We start from the raw sequence: 14,271 nt of genomic DNA, 5'->3' as shown, positions 1-14,271 counted from the left end.
CCAGCCCGCGCGAATGTGACTTGATTTCGGCGAACGCGATCCAGATCGCCACCGGCTTCACGGATTATCGGGCCATCGGTACAAAAATGAGCGGAGGTCAGTTCGCGTCCTGCTCAGTTATTGACGGTCTTTCCCTGGAAGGCGAGCTAGGGTTGGTAATCAAGGTCCATGAGCCGTCTCCGGTCAGCCCCGAAGGGCTCGAGAACACGAAAATGGCCACTAGGGGAAATGACCTGCCTGCTGGACTGGGGCCGGGATTCGCGTCGCGACGCAAGGATGCCACCGGCCAAGTGGTCGCTTTCGTCTACGGCTGGACCCCTGACTACCAGCGTCTCCTCAGCATCGAGGTGACGAAGGGGGCGCCGGGGAGGGATTCGGTGGCGGATGCGGTGGAGTTTTTTCGGCAGCTCAAGCCGCTGCTGCTCACGTCGTCTCGATAGTCAGTTGCCTCGTGGTGATCGGTGCATGTGGGAGGCGGGCGGGTGGTTGCTCGGGGCCTCGGGCGGGTCAGGTGGGGAAGTTGGTGAGGTGGGGTTCGGCCTCGGTTATGGATTGGCGGAGGTCGGTGAGGAGGGCCGGGAGGCGGTCGGGGGTGTAGCGGGCCGAGGGGATCGAGATGGACAGGGCTCCTACGGGGGTGCCGCGGCCGTTGCGTAGCGCCGCTCCGACCGCCGAGACGCCCTGCTCCGTGCCGTCGAGGTTGAGGGCGTAGCCGCGGGGGCGGATCTCGTCGAGTTCGCGGAGCAGGGACGCGCGTTCCTGGTCGGGCAGGTCCTGGTAGAGGTCGGCGAGCTGGTCGCGGGGCAGGGAGGAGAGCAGGACCTTGCCGCCGGAGGCGCGGTGGGCGGGCAGGATCGTGCCGCGGCGGTCGCCGACGTACAGGATCTGCGGGGACTCGATGCTGTCCAGGAAGCGTACTTCGGTGCCCATCCTGACCATGAGGTTCACGGTCTCCCGGACGCGGGCGCACAGGGACTCCATGGCGGGCCGGACGTGGGCGCGCAGCTCGCGCAGGGACGAGCCGCCACCGTCGGCCGTCACCGGGCCGAGGAAAGGTCCCGGCAGGTATGTGTGGTGCTCGTCCTGGACGGCGAAGTCGCGATAGACCAGCATCGCCAGCAGGCGGTGCGCAGTCGAGCGGGCGATGCCGAGCTCCTTGGCGACGTCGGTGACCTTGAGACGTCCTTGGTCACGCAGCATGTGGAGCAGGAGCAGCACGTTGTCGACCGAGCCCAGGGGGTACGCGGGCTTGTTCTTCACAGCAGAACGCTAGTGCAGTACGCGGAATTACTCCCTAGCGTTGGGCAGCATGAATTTCGAGGAGAGGTTGTACGCGGACCTCGCCCCGTGCATCTGTCCCGTTCTGGGAGCAGGTCGGCGATTTGATGCCTGTACGTCTTGAGTTCAGGGCGTTCGAGGGCCTGCACCGGTATCGAGAGGAGCTCGAGTGAAGCTCGCGACGCTGCGACTGCCGCGCCGTACGGCCGCCGTCCGGATCGACGGGGAGCACGCCGTTGAGGTCGGGGCGCCCGACGTCGGGATGTTGCTGGCCGACCCGCGGTGGCGGGAGGTGGCCGCCGCGGCGGACGGCGCGCGGCATCCGCTGTCCACGGCCGACCTGGCGCCTGTGGTGCCGGTGCCGGGGAAGATCATCTGTGTCGGGCTCAACTACCGCGACCACATCCTGGAGATGGGACGGGAGCTGCCGCGGTATCCGACGGTGTTCGCGAAGTTCGCCGAGGCGCTGATCGGGCCGTACGACGACATCGAGCTGCCCGCTGTGTCGGATTCCATGGACTGGGAGGGTGAGCTGGCCGTGATCGTCGGGGCGGAGGTGCGCGGCGCCTCGCGTGAGGAGGCCGAGGCGGCCATCGCCGGGTACTCGGTGCTCAACGACGTGACGGCCAGGGACTACCAGAACCGTACGGCGCAGTGGCTGCAGGGCAAGACGTTCGAGGGGACGACGCCGTTCGGGCCCTTCCTCGTCACGCCGGACGAGATCAGCGGGGCGATGACTCTGGAGTGTGTGGTGGACGGGGAGGTCGTACAGCAGGCGGACACGGCCGGTCTGGTGTTCCCGCCGGGCGAGCTGATCGCGTACCTGTCGCAGATTCTCACGTTGCGGCCGGGCGACGTCATCGCGACCGGCACACCAGGGGGTGTGGGGCATGCCCGGAGGCCGCCCCGCTATCTGGCGGACGGGAGCAAGGTCGTCACCCGGATCTCGGGGGTCGGCGAGCTGGTGAACACGGCTCGCCGCCTGGTCTGACCGGCCCTCGCTGGACGCCGGGGCGACGTACTTCCCGGACCGCCCCGGGCCCGGCCTGGTCTCGCTGGGTGCCGCGACGACCTATTTCGTTGATTGCCCGTGCGCGGCGACCTCGACCGTCTGTTGGCGCTGCCGGGGGGCGCGGCGGCCGTCGTGGGTGGCTGCCGAACTGCACGATTGTTCGGCGGGGGCCCGAGACGGGTGCATGGGCGGTCCCTGCGGACGGGTGTGGTGGCGGTCCCGGCGATCGGGCTGGGGCGGCGGTCATGGCCCTGGCAGGACACGGTGCAGGGGCGGTCTCAGCGGACGGATGCAGTGACGGTCCCGGCGAAGGGGTTGTGGGCAGGGCGCGGTGGCATCCCAGCGGGCGGGTGCGATGGTGGTTCCGGTCAACGGAGGTGGCGGCAGGGCACGGCGGCGGTCCCGGCGGTCACGGCGGACTGGCTGGGCCAGCGGTCAAGGTCCTGGCAGGACACAGTGCAGGGGCGGTCCCAGCGCACGCTTGCGGTGACGGTCCCGGCCGAACGGGGTTGTGGCGGGCAAGGGCACGGTGACGATCCCGGCGGGGAGGGCACGGTGGCGGTCCTGGCGGACGGGCTGGGGCGGCGGTCATGGTTCCGGCAGACAGGGTGCGGTAGCGGTGCTGGCGAACGGGGAGGTGGTGGTGGGCCCGGGGCGGTGACGGTCTCGGCAGACGTGGAGGGGGCAGGGTCCGGTGGCGTCCCGGTGGACGGGTGGGGTGGCGGTCCCGGTGGACGAAGTGCAGTCGGCCATGGCACCTGGAGGGCCGGTCCGCAGTCGGTGTGTGGAGCAGGGCTGTCTGGTTCTTCGCCGGTGATGGCGTGCGGGCGGTGATGCGGTGTCTGGTGGGGGACGTCGCGGGGCCGGTGTCGCGGGGCCGGTGTCGCGGGGCCGGTGTCGCGGAGCCGGTGTCGCGGAGCCGGTGTCGCGGGGCCTGGCCATGGGCGGCTGGCGGGCTGTAGGGAGGACGCGTGCGAGCCGGCCGCGGGGTCCGGCGGTGGCGAGGACGCGACGCTGGCCGCTTCAACCGCGATGCTGGCCGCCTGACCGCGACGCTGGCCGCCCTACCGCGGCACTGGGCCGCCTGACAGGAGTGCCTGTGTTCCGCGTCAGGGCGAATGGTTCCATGGCGGGGGCAGACGGGCGGGGTCCGGCCTGTCGGTGCCTGGGAGGATCACGGTCAGGACCTCGGCCGCTCTTCCTGACGTGACCGTCACCGCCTCCTCGGTGCGCAGGTAGCCGGTGGAGACGGTGGTGGCCCCCACCTCCATGCCCGTCGCGGGCCACTGGAGCAGCGTGACCCGCCAGTCGCCGTCGCCGAGCACCACCGCGTCCGCCCGCCGCTCGACCAGTCGTAGTGCGGGGTCGAAGTGCCACAGGCTGCGCAGCGTCCCCGAGGGGACCGAGTCGCGTACGGCCATCACGTCCTCGCCGTGCCCGACCAGGACGCGGCGGGTTCTGGTCACCCCGTAGGCGTCGTCGGCCAGCTCGAACTCCTGACGTCCGGGGGCGAGGTCGGCGTGCACCAGGCGGGTGGCCGTGCCGGGTCGGAAGTCCCCGTCCGGGACGGGCACGTTGTGGGCCTGCGGGGTACGGGTCCAGGCCACGTACTCGGTCCGCTCGTAGGAGTGGAACCCGGCCTCGACCAGGATGCGGCGGCCCTGGGCGCTGTAGGTGACGCCGAGGTGGTCCTCGTGGCCGTGCAGGCGGCGGCCGGGGCCGAACCTGATCGAGTAGTGGGCCGAGCGCGGGTCGTCCCAGGCGGTCCTGCCGAAGACGTATCCGGCGTCGAAGACGCGTACGAGGGGGCCGTCGTGGGGGAAGCCGGGGGCGCGGGTGTCGGCCGGGCCGTCGCCGATGGGGGTCAGGCAGCCGTCGGGCTGGGTGGCGTGCGCGATGTAGCCCTCCAGGGCGGTCCGGCGGGCGGCGAGACGGGCCGGGGGCTCGGCGCCGCTCTCGCTGATCGCGCGCAGGGCCACGCCGAGGCGGCGGTGCACGTACAGGCCGTAGCGGGGGGCCTGTTCGTGCAGTACGCCCTGGGCGTCGACGGCCAGTTCGGCGGACCCGATCATCCTGCGTACGGCCAGGTCGCGCCACTTGGCGCGGCCGAGGCGGCAGCCGACGAGCAGCAACCCGATGTCCTGGTCCAGCCCGTGGTTGTGGCCCGCGCGGTAGAGCGCGGGGTCGGCCAGGACCTCGCCGTGCTCGGCCAGGCTCGACCACAGCAGCGGGGTGCGCACGTGCTCGCTCAGGCAGACCAGCACGGGGGCGCGCAGGGCGACGGCGTGCTCGGCCCACGCCCACGGGCTCAGTTCGTGCCCGCCGCGCGGGTTCCGGCTGATCCACTGCGCGGTCACGTCGGCGGCGCGCTCCAGGCAGGCCCGCTCGCCCGTGCGCTCGTACGCGGCGACCAGCCGGCCCGCCCAGCGCAGCGTGTGCAGGTTCAGCGCCCAGGAGCGGTTGCCGTACGGGTCGGCGGTCCAGTCGATCTCCGTGCCGAGGTCGGCGGGCGGCAGGCCGGCGAACCTGACCCGTCCGTCCATCACCTCCGCGACGTCGGCGGCGGGGAACTGGTCGCTCAGGCAGATGGCCCTGCCGGTGGTCGTGCGGGCACGCCAGAACACGTCGCGGCTCCTGTTTCCGGGCGCGCCGAACTCGCCGCGTGGCGGTCACGCGCCTGCCGGGGTGAGGGTCAAGTACAGGTCGGGGTGAGGGTCAAGTGCAGGTGGGGGTCAGTGCAGGTGGGGGGGTCAGCGCAGGTCGGGGGCCTGATCGGTCCAGCCTGCCGTGAGGACGATCTGCGAGCCGCCGGTCCCGCCCGCGTCGGTGCCGGCGAGGACCTGGGAGGTGGCCGGATCGATGATCAACGTCCGCCGGACGCCGGTGGGGAGCGGATAGCTGAACGCCTCGCCGGGGCGGCCCAGAGGGTCGGCGCGGCCGCCCAGGTAACGGACGTCGGGCAGGTCGGCCAGCGCCCGGTAGGCGGCGGCGCGTACGGCGGGGGGTGACGGCTTGCTCCACAGCAGGCCGCTGAGCGCGTCGGCCAGCAGGTCCGCCGAACCGGCGGGCAACATCGCGGCCACCCGCTCCTTGAGCGCCGCGGGGTCGGCGGGCAGCTCCTGGATCTGGCGGAACGTCAGGTCGCGGCCGGCCATGGTGAACGGCGCCCGGCCGGTCACCGGGACGACCCGCCCGCGCCCCGCACAGCTCTTCTCGGAGGCCGGCCCCGAGAGGGGCGCGGGGGCGGAGGTGGGGGCCAGGGTGGAGGTGATGGTGAGGGCGGAGTCGGGAGCCGGGGTGGAGGTGCAGGTCCAGGCTCGGCCGTCTCTGGTGGCCCAGAGCTCGGTGAGGCGGTCGCCGTCGTGCAGCCGGCCGATGTGCCAGTAGGCCGCCTGCTGCCCGGAGGCCGCCGTACTGGCCGCCGCGAGCAGGATCGAACGGCCCGGCACGGCGGACGGCGTCCCTCTGACCAGCATGAGGGCCGCGGCGAGTGCGGCGGCGGTGGCCAGGGAGAGCGCCGACCACCGCGCCAGGCGCCGGCGGCGGCGCGCGGCCGCCACCCGCCGCCACACCCTGGCCTGGGCGTAGGGGGCGGGCGCCGGATGCCCGTACAGGTCGCGGACGGCCCGCAGGTCGTCACCGCCGGGGAACGAGCGCGGGTCGTGATCGGGCCGGGACTGCTCGGGAACGGAAGCCGAGCGCGGGTCGTGATCAGGCCGGGACTGCTCGGGAACGGAGGCGGAACGCGGGTCGGCAGCGGGCCGGGGCTCGGAGGTGGAGGGTGAGTGGGAGGCGCGGGGGTCAGCCATGGGTGGCCTCCAGGACGTGCGTGCCGAGCAGGCCGCGCAGCTTCCTGCGGGCCCGGCTGAGCCGCGACCCGACGGTCCCGTACGGGATGCCGAGGACGGTGGCGATCTCGTCGTGGCTCAGCCCGGCGAGCGCGACGAGCAGCACCACGTCGCGGTCGCGCCGGTCGAGCTCGGCCAGCGCGGCGGCCAGGTTGGGGCGCAGGCTCTGGGCGCTGACCCGCAGGGCGACGGCCTCCTCGTGGCCGGGCGCGTCGCCGTCGGGGCCGCAACGGCCGAGCGCCCGCAGCGTGCGGGCCTCCAGCCGGCGCTGCTTGCCGATGAGGTTCGTGGCGATGCCGTAGAGCCAGGCGCGCACGCCCGCCCGCGACGGGTCGTAGTGCGCGCGCTTGCGGAAGGCGGTCAGGAAGGTCTCGGCGACGATGTCCTCGGCGTGGTCGGGGCCGAGCCGCTGGGCGACGTAAGCGTGGATCTCGCCGAAGTACCGGTCGAACACCTCCTCGAAGCGCTCGTCGAGCGTGCGCTCGCCGGGCGCGCGGGCGGCCCACGGCACCGCCGTCGCGATGGTCTCCCCCGTCATGTCCTGCCTCCGTGCGTCAAGTGGTTCTTCTCTTATCACCCGACGCGCCGGATCGCTTTCACGACAATTCACTCTCAACGGTCACACGCCCTCTTCCCCGGACAGGCGGACGGCATGGGGGAGCTGGTCATCGCCCTGGTCGGGGTGGGGCGTCCGCCGAGGAAGCGGCGGACGTCCTCGACCTCCGCCCGGACCAGCTCCTCGGGCAGCTCGCCGAACGGCTGCACGCTCACCTGCGCGCCCTTCCTGGACCACACGCCCGCGACCGTCCCCGCGAACAACACGACCGGACGCAGGACGCCGCCGCCGGGGAACACCTTCGCGGCGTGCTCGGGAGCCAGGACGCCGTCCCTGCCGTGCCAGCCCATCAGGTACTCGTCGAAGGCGGGCGCGAGGCGCAGCACGGGCTCGCCGGGCTCGGGCGGGTCCTGGGCGGCGCTCGTCCGCCAGGCGGCGCGGGCCTCGCCGAGCGGCAGGCCGGACCAGGCGGCCAGGTCCTCGGGGGTGGCCGGGTGGTGGGCGCGGCGGTAGCGCACGGCCAGCTCCTTCAGCGCCTTCCCTCGGTCGGGCTCGGGCACGACGGGCGCGCCGAGCCAGTCGCCCGCGTGCACGTACGTCGGCTTGCCCGCCCTGGACGGGCCGAGCACCGCCAGGCCGTGATGGGCGGCCAGCGCCATGAGGTGCACGACGCCCTGGCCGCGGGCCCGCCCGCCGAGGCGTTCCGTCAGCTCGGCCTTGGTCAGCGGGCCCTGTCCGGCGAGGGCGCCCTCGGCGAGCGGGAGCAGGTCGTCGCCCGTGACGCCCTCCTGCCGCAGGCGGCGCAGGGCCGCGGTGTCGCTGCTGGTGAGGGTGTGGATCCAGGGGAGGTCGTCGGCGTGCACGAAGTGCAGCGTGCCGCGCGGGCCCCACGTCCTGACGATCTCGCGGGCCTGCCAGGCCGCCTCGATGCCGGACGGTGCGAGGGTGGCCGAGCGGGCGCGGAAGGCGAGCAGCGCGGAGGGCACGTCCTGGGCCTGGATCGCGGTCAGGTGCCGGACGACGTCGGCCGCGGTGAGGCCGGACGGGCGGTGCAGGAGCTGGGCCTCGACGCTTCTCATGGCCTGGATCATCGCAGGAGGAGGCGGTCGCGCAGGCGGGTGGGGAGGGGGGTGCGCGAGCGTGCGGCGCGGCGGACGGCGTCGCTGCTGTCCCATGCGCGGGCGGCGTCGGCGTCGGTGACGTCGTCGGGGGCGTACCGGACGAAGTTCGAAATTTCGGCCAACGGCCTGAGATGGGTGGTGATGTCGGGTGGCTGGCCGGTCAGGACGTCCTCGGCGGTCAGCGTCCGCCTGCCGCCCAGCCGCAGGTCGTCGCAGGTCTGCCGCCAGGCGCCGAGCACTCGGTCGCCGGGCGCCCCGCCGCGTCTCCTGGACCGCCTGCGCCACCAGGGCAGCACGGCGGCCGTCACCGCGTACGCCACCAGCAGGCCCCCGCCCACGGCGGCGAGCACCCAGGGCGACGGCCCGCCGCCGGGCCGCGCGCCCTGTTCCCCGGCCTTCGGCCGGGCCGTGCCGGACCGGTCGCCGCCCCCGCGCGTGAACTCGCCCTCCAGCTGCTCGCTCTCCTCGATCGCCGAGGAGACGACGTCGTGGTCGTCCTTGGCGCCGCTGCGGCCGGGCGTGGGGTAGAACGGCCGCCAGCCCAGCCGCTCGAACTTGATCTTCGCCCACGCCATGACGTGCCCTGACCTGACGTGGTAGATCCCGCCGGACGCCTGTCCCGGCCGGAAGCCCACCACCACCCGCGACGGCAGCCCGAGTGTCCTGGCCATGAGCGCGAACGTCGCCGCGAACTGCTCCGACGTGCCCCGGTGCGTGGTCCGCAGGAAGAACTCCAGGCCCTTGAGCGAGTGGCCGGGCGGCGCGGTGACGTCGTAGGAGGCGCTGGTGCGCAGGTAGCTCTGCAGCCGGTACGCCTGCTTGATCGGCGCGTCCGCGCCCTTGGTCGCCTCCTGCGCGAGCTCGCGGAACAGCTTCTCCTGCGGCCCCGGCGGGAACGCGGTCAGCGCGGCGTCCTCGTGCGCGGGGGTGGCCGCCAGCAGGTCCTCCTTGGACGGCTCCGGCACCTTGGACGTCACCTCGTAGGCGAAGCCCTTGCCGGGACGCCTGCCGGTTCCCGCGGCGGGGTCGGCCAGCAGGGCGCCGCTCTGCGGGTCGGCGGCCAGCCCGGGGACGCCGTCGACCTCGACCGGCCGTTCGGCGGCGGGCAGCCACGTCCCCGGCAGCCCGGTGAAGGTCACCCGCTGCCGGACGACCCGCGCGGCCCCCGTCCACTCCCCCTCGGGGATCCGGCCGCCCGTGGGACGGAAGCGGGCCCCGGACGTCCAGCGCACGCCGTCGTAGCGGTCGAGCACGGCCAGCCGCCAGTTGAGCGGCTTGTCCGCCTGGACGGTGAACAGCTCCCTGTCGGGGATCTGCAGCCAGCCCGACACGCGGTCGAGCGGGCTCACGCTGTCCACCCGCCGGGGCGGCGGCAGCTCGGCGTCCCGCCTCGGGTCGTAGGGCTGCGCCGCCACGGGCAGCAGCGGCCCCACCACCAGGGCCAGGGCGGCCAGGACGGCGGCGGCGGGCAGGCCGCCGAGCAGCCAGAGCGGCGAGCGGTCGTCGCGGACCAGGGCGAGGGCGGCGACGAGCACGAACAGGGCGGCGGCGACCGGCAGGTTCGAGCCCTCGCCGTCCACGCCGAGCAGCAGCGCGGCGGCGAACACGGCCAGGGCGGGGACGGCGGCGGCGATCCTGGTGCGGGTGCGGGTGAGGGTCTCGGCGCCGATGACGGCCGCGGCCCAGACGAGCGTGTGCACGAGGACGAGCAGGCGCGGCTCGGGCTGGGCGGGGAGCAGTGTGGTGAGCAGCGCGTGCCAGGCGTCGGCCACGTCGGCGAGCACGCCGGGGGCCAGGCCGTGGTAGAGCGGGATCGTCCCGGCGATCCAGGCGACGAGGTCGAGCGCGAGCGCGAGCCACAGGGGCCGCCGCGCGGTGAGCGCCGCCACCAGGACGGGTGCGACGGCGGCGGGCGCGATCGCGAGCAGGAGCTCCGTGCCGGGGAAGACCCGGTGGAATCCCCACCCGGCGACCCCGGCGACGGCCGCCACCACCACCAGCCCGGCGCCCCCACGCCACCCCACCCCGGCCGCGCGCGCGGGCGCGGGCGGAACAGGGGCGGGCGCGAGAAGGGCGGGCGCGGGCAGGACAGGGGCGGGCGTGGAGGGTGCTGGGGGCGTCATCGGGGGGTCCAGGCGAAGGGGAGGGCGGCCAGGTCGGTGAGCGGGACGACCGTGACGCCGGGGACGCTCACCGGCCCCGGACCGGTGTGCACGCAGATCACCCGGTCGAAGCGCCGCCGGACGCCCGCCGCCCGTCCCACCTCGGCCGCGTCGCCGGTGACCAGCACCAGGGCCCCGCCGCCGCGCGCCAGCCGCATGGTCTCCCCCACGCCCGCCGTGCCCGGCCGCGCCAGGGCGAGCCGGTCGAGGATCGCGTCGGGATCGGCGTCGGCCGCCGCCCGCCCGCCGGCCAGCACCCGCACCGGGAAGCCCGCGCGGGCGGCCGCCACCGCCACGGACGCCGCAGCGTCCACCGCCAGTTCGGTCAGCTCCCGCGTGTCCAGGACGACGGTCGTGGTGGGCAGGCTCGCGTCGATGAGCTGGCGCACCATCAGCGTGCCGGTCCTGGCGCTGGAGCGCCAGTGGACGTGCCGCAGGTCGTCGCCCACCACGTACTCGCGCAGGGTGTGGAAGGTGACGGTGCCGCTGGGGGCGTTGTCGCTGGTGGGCCCCTCCAGGTGGTGGGCCCGGCCGGACGGCGGCACGGAGAGCGCGACGGTGCGCGGGCGGACCAGGAGGGTGACGGCGTCGCCGTACCGGCGCACCCGGCGCGTGAGGCCGAACGGGTCGGCCCGGACCAGCAGCAGCGGCCCGACCGGGATCTCGCCGCGCACGTCGGTGGGCAGCGGGTAGGAGACGGTGCGCGCGGCGTTCCTGGGCAGCCGCGGCAGGCCGATCAGGTGCTCCGAGGCCCCGACGCGGTCCTGGACGCGCAGCCCCGACAGGCCGCGCCGGCCCCGGTTGACCACGTTCAGCACCGCGACCGCCGCCTCGCCCCTCGGCACCTTGAGCGGCGTCACCTCGCGCCGCACCTCCAGGTCGGGCGCGGGGGCCGTCCAGGCGAGGGCGGCGGCCAGGGCGAGCACGCCGCCGGTGGCCAGCACGACCGGCTCGGGGTAGCCGAGCGCGAACCCGGCGGCGTAGAGCGCCGCCGAGCCCGCGAGCGTGGCCCACCCGAGCGGGGTGAACAGGGCCGTGAGCCGCATCTACGCCGCCTGCGGCACCGGCATCCCGGCGAGGATCTCACCGAGTGCGGACGCCGCGCCGATCTCGCGCAGCTCGGCCTCCGGCGTGACGATCAGCCGGTGTGCCAGCACCGGGACGGCCAGCGCCTTGACGTCCTCGGGCACCACGTAGTGCCGTCCGGCGGCGGCCGCCCTGACGCGGGCGGCGCGCAGCAGCGCGAGGCTCCCCCGAGGGCTCGCGCCCAGCCGCAGGTGCGGGCTGGTACGGGTGGCCGCGCACAGCCCGACGATGTAGTCGTAGACCGGGTCGGCCACGTGGATCCGGGAGGCGAAGTCGATCATCCCGGCCACGTCCGTCGCCCGCGCCACCACCGGCAGCCGCTCGACCTGCGGCCCGGTCGGGCCGCCCTTGAGCACCTCGACCTCCGACACGTGGTCGGGGTAGCCGACGGAGATCTTCATCAGGAACCGGTCGAGCTGGGCCTCGGGCAGCGGGTACGTGCCGTCCATGTCCACCGGGTTCTGCGTGGCCACCACCAGGAACGGCCGCGGCACCGGGTGCGGCTCGGCGTCCACCGTGACCCGGCGCTCCTCCATGACCTCCAGCAGGGCCGACTGGGTCTTGGGCGAGGCCCGGTTGATCTCGTCGGCGAGCACGATGTTGGCGAACACCGGGCCCTGGTGGAACTCGAACTTCTGGTGCGCCTGGTTGAAGATCGACACGCCGGTGATGTCGCTCGGCAGCAGGTCGGGGGTGAACTGGATGCGCCGCCACTCGGCGTCCACGCTGGCCGCGACCGAGCGGGCGAGGGTGGTCTTGCCGGTGCCGGGGACGTCCTCGATGAGCAGGTGGCCCTCGGCGAACAGGCAGATCAGAGCCAGTTCGACGGCCTCGTGCTTGCCGCGGACGACGCGTTCGATGTTGCCGGCCAGGAGCTGGAACCGCTGCGCGAACTGGCCGGCCAGGGCGGCGGGCTGCTGGGCCTGGGCCATCTGGTCCGGGTAGTTGTACTGGGTCAACCGGGTCCCCCTCCTCAGTCGGTGCACTCGAAGAGCGGTGGCGCCGGGAACGAGCCGCGGGGCGTGGTCATGAGCGTCTCGCTCAGGTAGGCCACGCCGCCGTTCCACTCGATCCTGTTCCAGACGTCGCTGGTCTCCTTGGACTCGTCCTCCGTGACGCTCTGGCCCTTGACCTGGCAGATGACGGTGAGCGAGAGGTACTGCCCCTTGGGGATGCGGCCCGCCTCGCCGGTCTTCGTCGCGGCGGGGCGGACCAGCGTGTCCACCACGTTGTTGTTGGCGTTCTTGTACTGCTGCCTCGGGTAGGTCAGGTCCACCTCGGCGGTGGCGACGTCCGGGCTCTCCCCCGCCGCGTTCGTGGCCTTGAGCTTGAAGGCGTACTTCGCGTTGTTCTTCAGCCCGTCCACGGTGAACGACGTCCCCTTGATCGCGTCGTTCGCGGCCCCGCCGCTGAGCTGGTAGGTCACGCCCGCGTCGCCGTTCTCGGGGGCGTTCCAGGTCAGCTCGGCGCCCCGGTTCCTGGGCTTGGCGGCGAAGTTCGACGGCGCCCCGGGCGCCACGCAGGGCCTGGCCCCCGCGCTCTGCTCCGACTCCACCTCGCCGCCCGGCCAGTGGGCGACGACGACGAAGGTGTACTCCCGGGCGCAGTCGCCGCCGGTGAACTCGAACTGGAACGGCCCGTCGCCGTCCACCGACTGCGGTTCCGGCCGTCCCTCGCCGGACGCCTTGAGCGTGTAGCGCTCGACCTTGCCGCCGGTGGACGGGCTGAAGGTGACGGTGACCCGGCCGGGGCCCGATCGCGCGGTCACCGCGCCGGGCGCGCCGGGCGTGGTGGGCGTCGGGGTGGGCGTCGGGGTCGGGGTCGGGGTGGTCGGGGTGGTCGCGGGGGTCGGCGTGGCCGTCCTGGCCGGACGGCGGGGCCGCTCGGCGTCCTTCGTCCTGGTCGGGTCGGGTTCGCTGGTCTCGGGCGGATCGTCCGGCGGCGGGTCGGTGATCGTGGGGTCGGGGCGCGGGGTCTGCTTGGGCTTGGGGGTGTTGGTCGGCCCCGGTACGTCGGAGTCGTCCTTGTCCACGTCGTGCTTGCGGCCCTCGGGGTCGATGACCAGGGCCTTGTCGCCGTTCTCGTCGTTGGCCCAGAGCAGGCCGTCCTTGACGAACACGTCCACCGGGCCCGGCCCGTCCGCCACCTGGAGCGTGGTGGGCCGCCCGCCGGCGGCGCTGTCCCAGACGATCAGCGCGCCACGGCTCTTGTCCGGTACGTACACCTTCGACCCGAGCACCTGCGGCACTCCGAGCCCGGCGGGGTCGTCGATCGAGAACCTGGTGCTGAGCACGGCGTTCGAGGAGGTGTCGAGCACGACGAGCAGCCCCGAGCCGCCCGGCGTCAGCACCGGCACGAGCGGGCCCTCGGTCGTGGCCGGGGTGAGCACGCCGCCCTTGGCCGCCCGTGCGACCTCCTTGGGCAGGGCGATCTCGCCGACGCCGCCGTCCGCGCCGATGGTGACGGCGGTGGCGGCACGCGTGTTGACCACGACGGGCAGGCCGCCGGCGATGGTCACGGCCAGCTCCTCGCCCGGTTCGCCCACCTTGACGGGGGTCGCGGCGACGCCGCCGGACACCGGCACGACCTCGCCCCTGGCGGTCACCGGCACCCACAACCGGCCGCCGCCGTCGATCCTGGCCGCGCCGAGCGGGCCGGGCAGGGTGACCGGCGCGCCCACGGCGTTCAGCGTCACCGGGTCGATGCGCTGGACGCGGCCCGCCGCCGGATCGACGGCGTAGGCCGTGCCGCCGGAGACGGCGAGCTGCATCCCGGCCGCGCCGAGGTCGCGGGTCTGGGTGACGGTGAGCTGGCTGGGCTCGACCCGGCTGACGAAGCCGGTGCGGTCGTCGACGAGCAGCACGTTCGTGCCGTCCTGGACGACGCGCAACTGCTTGCCGGCCTTGTCGTCGAGGTAGCCGTCCACCTCGCCCGACAGGCCGTTCACGTGCACGACCCTGCCCCTGGCCTTGGTCCACAGCCACGCGCCGACGTCGGCCAGCTCCGGGTTGGCGCTGGAGACGCCCACGCCGAACCACGCCGCCGCGGCCACCAGGATCATGGCCGCCCCACCGGCCATCAGGGCCGTCGCCCGGTCCCCGCCGAGCACACGGATGGACAACCGTCACTCACCCCGTATGTGCGATCACAGAGAGTTTGCCCCGCTTTAACCGGGATCACCCTAGCGGGCAGGAGTCCCATCTGCGTC

Annotated in this window: 11 protein-coding genes; 2 read left to right on the top strand and 9 right to left on the bottom strand. The window is 74.0% G+C overall.

The window, feature by feature from the left end; translation table 11 throughout:
* The first annotated feature begins 20 nt into the window (after nucleotides 1-20).
* Nucleotides 21-440, top strand: coding sequence for a hypothetical protein (locus ABZ444_RS04785; protein WP_357992692.1), 420 nt, complete (start codon nucleotides 21-23; stop codon nucleotides 438-440).
* Between the two features lie 67 nt (nucleotides 441-507).
* On the opposite strand, the gene ABZ444_RS04780 is transcribed toward ABZ444_RS04785, so the two are convergent.
* Nucleotides 508-1,260 carry an IclR family transcriptional regulator gene (locus ABZ444_RS04780; protein ID WP_357992689.1) on the bottom strand — a complete coding sequence of 251 codons (753 nt, stop codon included), beginning with the start codon at nucleotides 1,258-1,260 and terminating at the stop codon, nucleotides 508-510.
* 187 nt (nucleotides 1,261-1,447) lie between these two features.
* Between ABZ444_RS04780 and ABZ444_RS04775 the strand changes: the two genes are divergently transcribed.
* On the top strand, nucleotides 1,448-2,269 hold the full coding sequence (locus ABZ444_RS04775) for a fumarylacetoacetate hydrolase family protein (RefSeq protein WP_357992685.1): 822 nt from the start codon (nucleotides 1,448-1,450) through the stop codon (nucleotides 2,267-2,269).
* Nucleotides 2,270-3,399: 1,130 nt separating this feature from the next.
* Here ABZ444_RS04775 and ABZ444_RS04770 read toward each other — a convergent pair.
* The 8 genes from ABZ444_RS04770 to ABZ444_RS04735 all read right to left on the bottom strand — a co-directional run bounded on the left by ABZ444_RS04770 (nucleotide 3,400) and on the right by ABZ444_RS04735 (nucleotide 14,184).
* Nucleotides 3,400-4,914 (bottom strand): heparinase II/III family protein, encoded by a 1,515-nt coding sequence (locus tag ABZ444_RS04770; protein ID WP_357992682.1) that lies wholly within the window; start codon nucleotides 4,912-4,914, stop codon nucleotides 3,400-3,402.
* A gap of 126 nt (nucleotides 4,915-5,040) precedes the next feature.
* The gene (locus ABZ444_RS04765) at nucleotides 5,041-6,099 is read right to left on the bottom strand and encodes a hypothetical protein (protein ID WP_357992679.1); all 1,059 of its coding nucleotides are present in this window, start codon (nucleotides 6,097-6,099) and stop codon (nucleotides 5,041-5,043) included.
* Nucleotides 6,092-6,676 carry an RNA polymerase sigma factor gene (locus tag ABZ444_RS04760; RefSeq protein WP_357992678.1) on the bottom strand — a complete coding sequence of 195 codons (585 nt, stop codon included), beginning with the start codon at nucleotides 6,674-6,676 and terminating at the stop codon, nucleotides 6,092-6,094. Before ABZ444_RS04760 ends, ABZ444_RS04765 begins: the two co-directional genes overlap by 8 nt.
* Nucleotides 6,677-6,750: 74 nt before the next feature.
* A complete protein-coding gene (locus tag ABZ444_RS04755; protein ID WP_357992675.1) occupies nucleotides 6,751-7,773 on the bottom strand; it encodes a winged helix DNA-binding domain-containing protein in 1,023 nt (340 codons plus the stop codon).
* 8 nt (nucleotides 7,774-7,781) lie between these two features.
* Nucleotides 7,782-9,938, bottom strand: a complete 2,157-nt coding sequence (locus tag ABZ444_RS04750) for a DUF3488 and transglutaminase-like domain-containing protein (protein ID WP_357992672.1) — start codon at nucleotides 9,936-9,938, stop codon at nucleotides 7,782-7,784.
* Entirely contained in the window at nucleotides 9,935-11,023 is a 1,089-nt protein-coding gene (locus ABZ444_RS04745) for a DUF58 domain-containing protein (protein WP_357992669.1), read from the bottom strand. Before ABZ444_RS04745 ends, ABZ444_RS04750 begins: the two co-directional genes overlap by 4 nt.
* Nucleotides 11,024-12,022: a MoxR family ATPase gene (locus tag ABZ444_RS04740; protein WP_357992666.1), complete on the bottom strand. Its 999-nt coding sequence runs from the start codon at nucleotides 12,020-12,022 to the stop codon at nucleotides 11,024-11,026.
* Between the two features lie 14 nt (nucleotides 12,023-12,036).
* The gene (locus ABZ444_RS04735) at nucleotides 12,037-14,184 is read right to left on the bottom strand and encodes a hypothetical protein (RefSeq protein WP_357992663.1); all 2,148 of its coding nucleotides are present in this window, start codon (nucleotides 14,182-14,184) and stop codon (nucleotides 12,037-12,039) included.
* Nucleotides 14,185-14,271 lie beyond the last annotated feature (87 nt).

Source organism: Nonomuraea sp. NPDC005730, assembly GCF_040630865.1.
In the GTDB taxonomy this organism is placed as follows: domain Bacteria; phylum Actinomycetota; class Actinomycetes; order Streptosporangiales; family Streptosporangiaceae; genus Nonomuraea.
Note: the sequence above shows the minus strand (reverse complement) of the source record. Positions and strands in the feature narration are given on the sequence as shown.

Bases quoted from the DNA above. Each gene is read 5' to 3' on its own strand.
- ABZ444_RS04755 (WP_357992675.1), bottom strand. From the start codon at position 7,773: ATGAGAAGCGTCGAGGCCCAGCTCCTGCACCGCCCGTCCGGCCTCACC.
- ABZ444_RS04760 (WP_357992678.1), bottom strand. From the start codon at position 6,676: ATGACGGGGGAGACCATCGCGACGGCGGTGCCGTGGGCCGCCCGCGCG.
- ABZ444_RS04765 (WP_357992679.1), bottom strand. From the start codon at position 6,099: ATGGCTGACCCCCGCGCCTCCCACTCACCCTCCACCTCCGAGCCCCGG.
- ABZ444_RS04750 (WP_357992672.1), bottom strand. From the start codon at position 9,938: ATGACGCCCCCAGCACCCTCCACGCCCGCCCCTGTCCTGCCCGCGCCC.
- ABZ444_RS04745 (WP_357992669.1), bottom strand. From the start codon at position 11,023: ATGCGGCTCACGGCCCTGTTCACCCCGCTCGGGTGGGCCACGCTCGCG.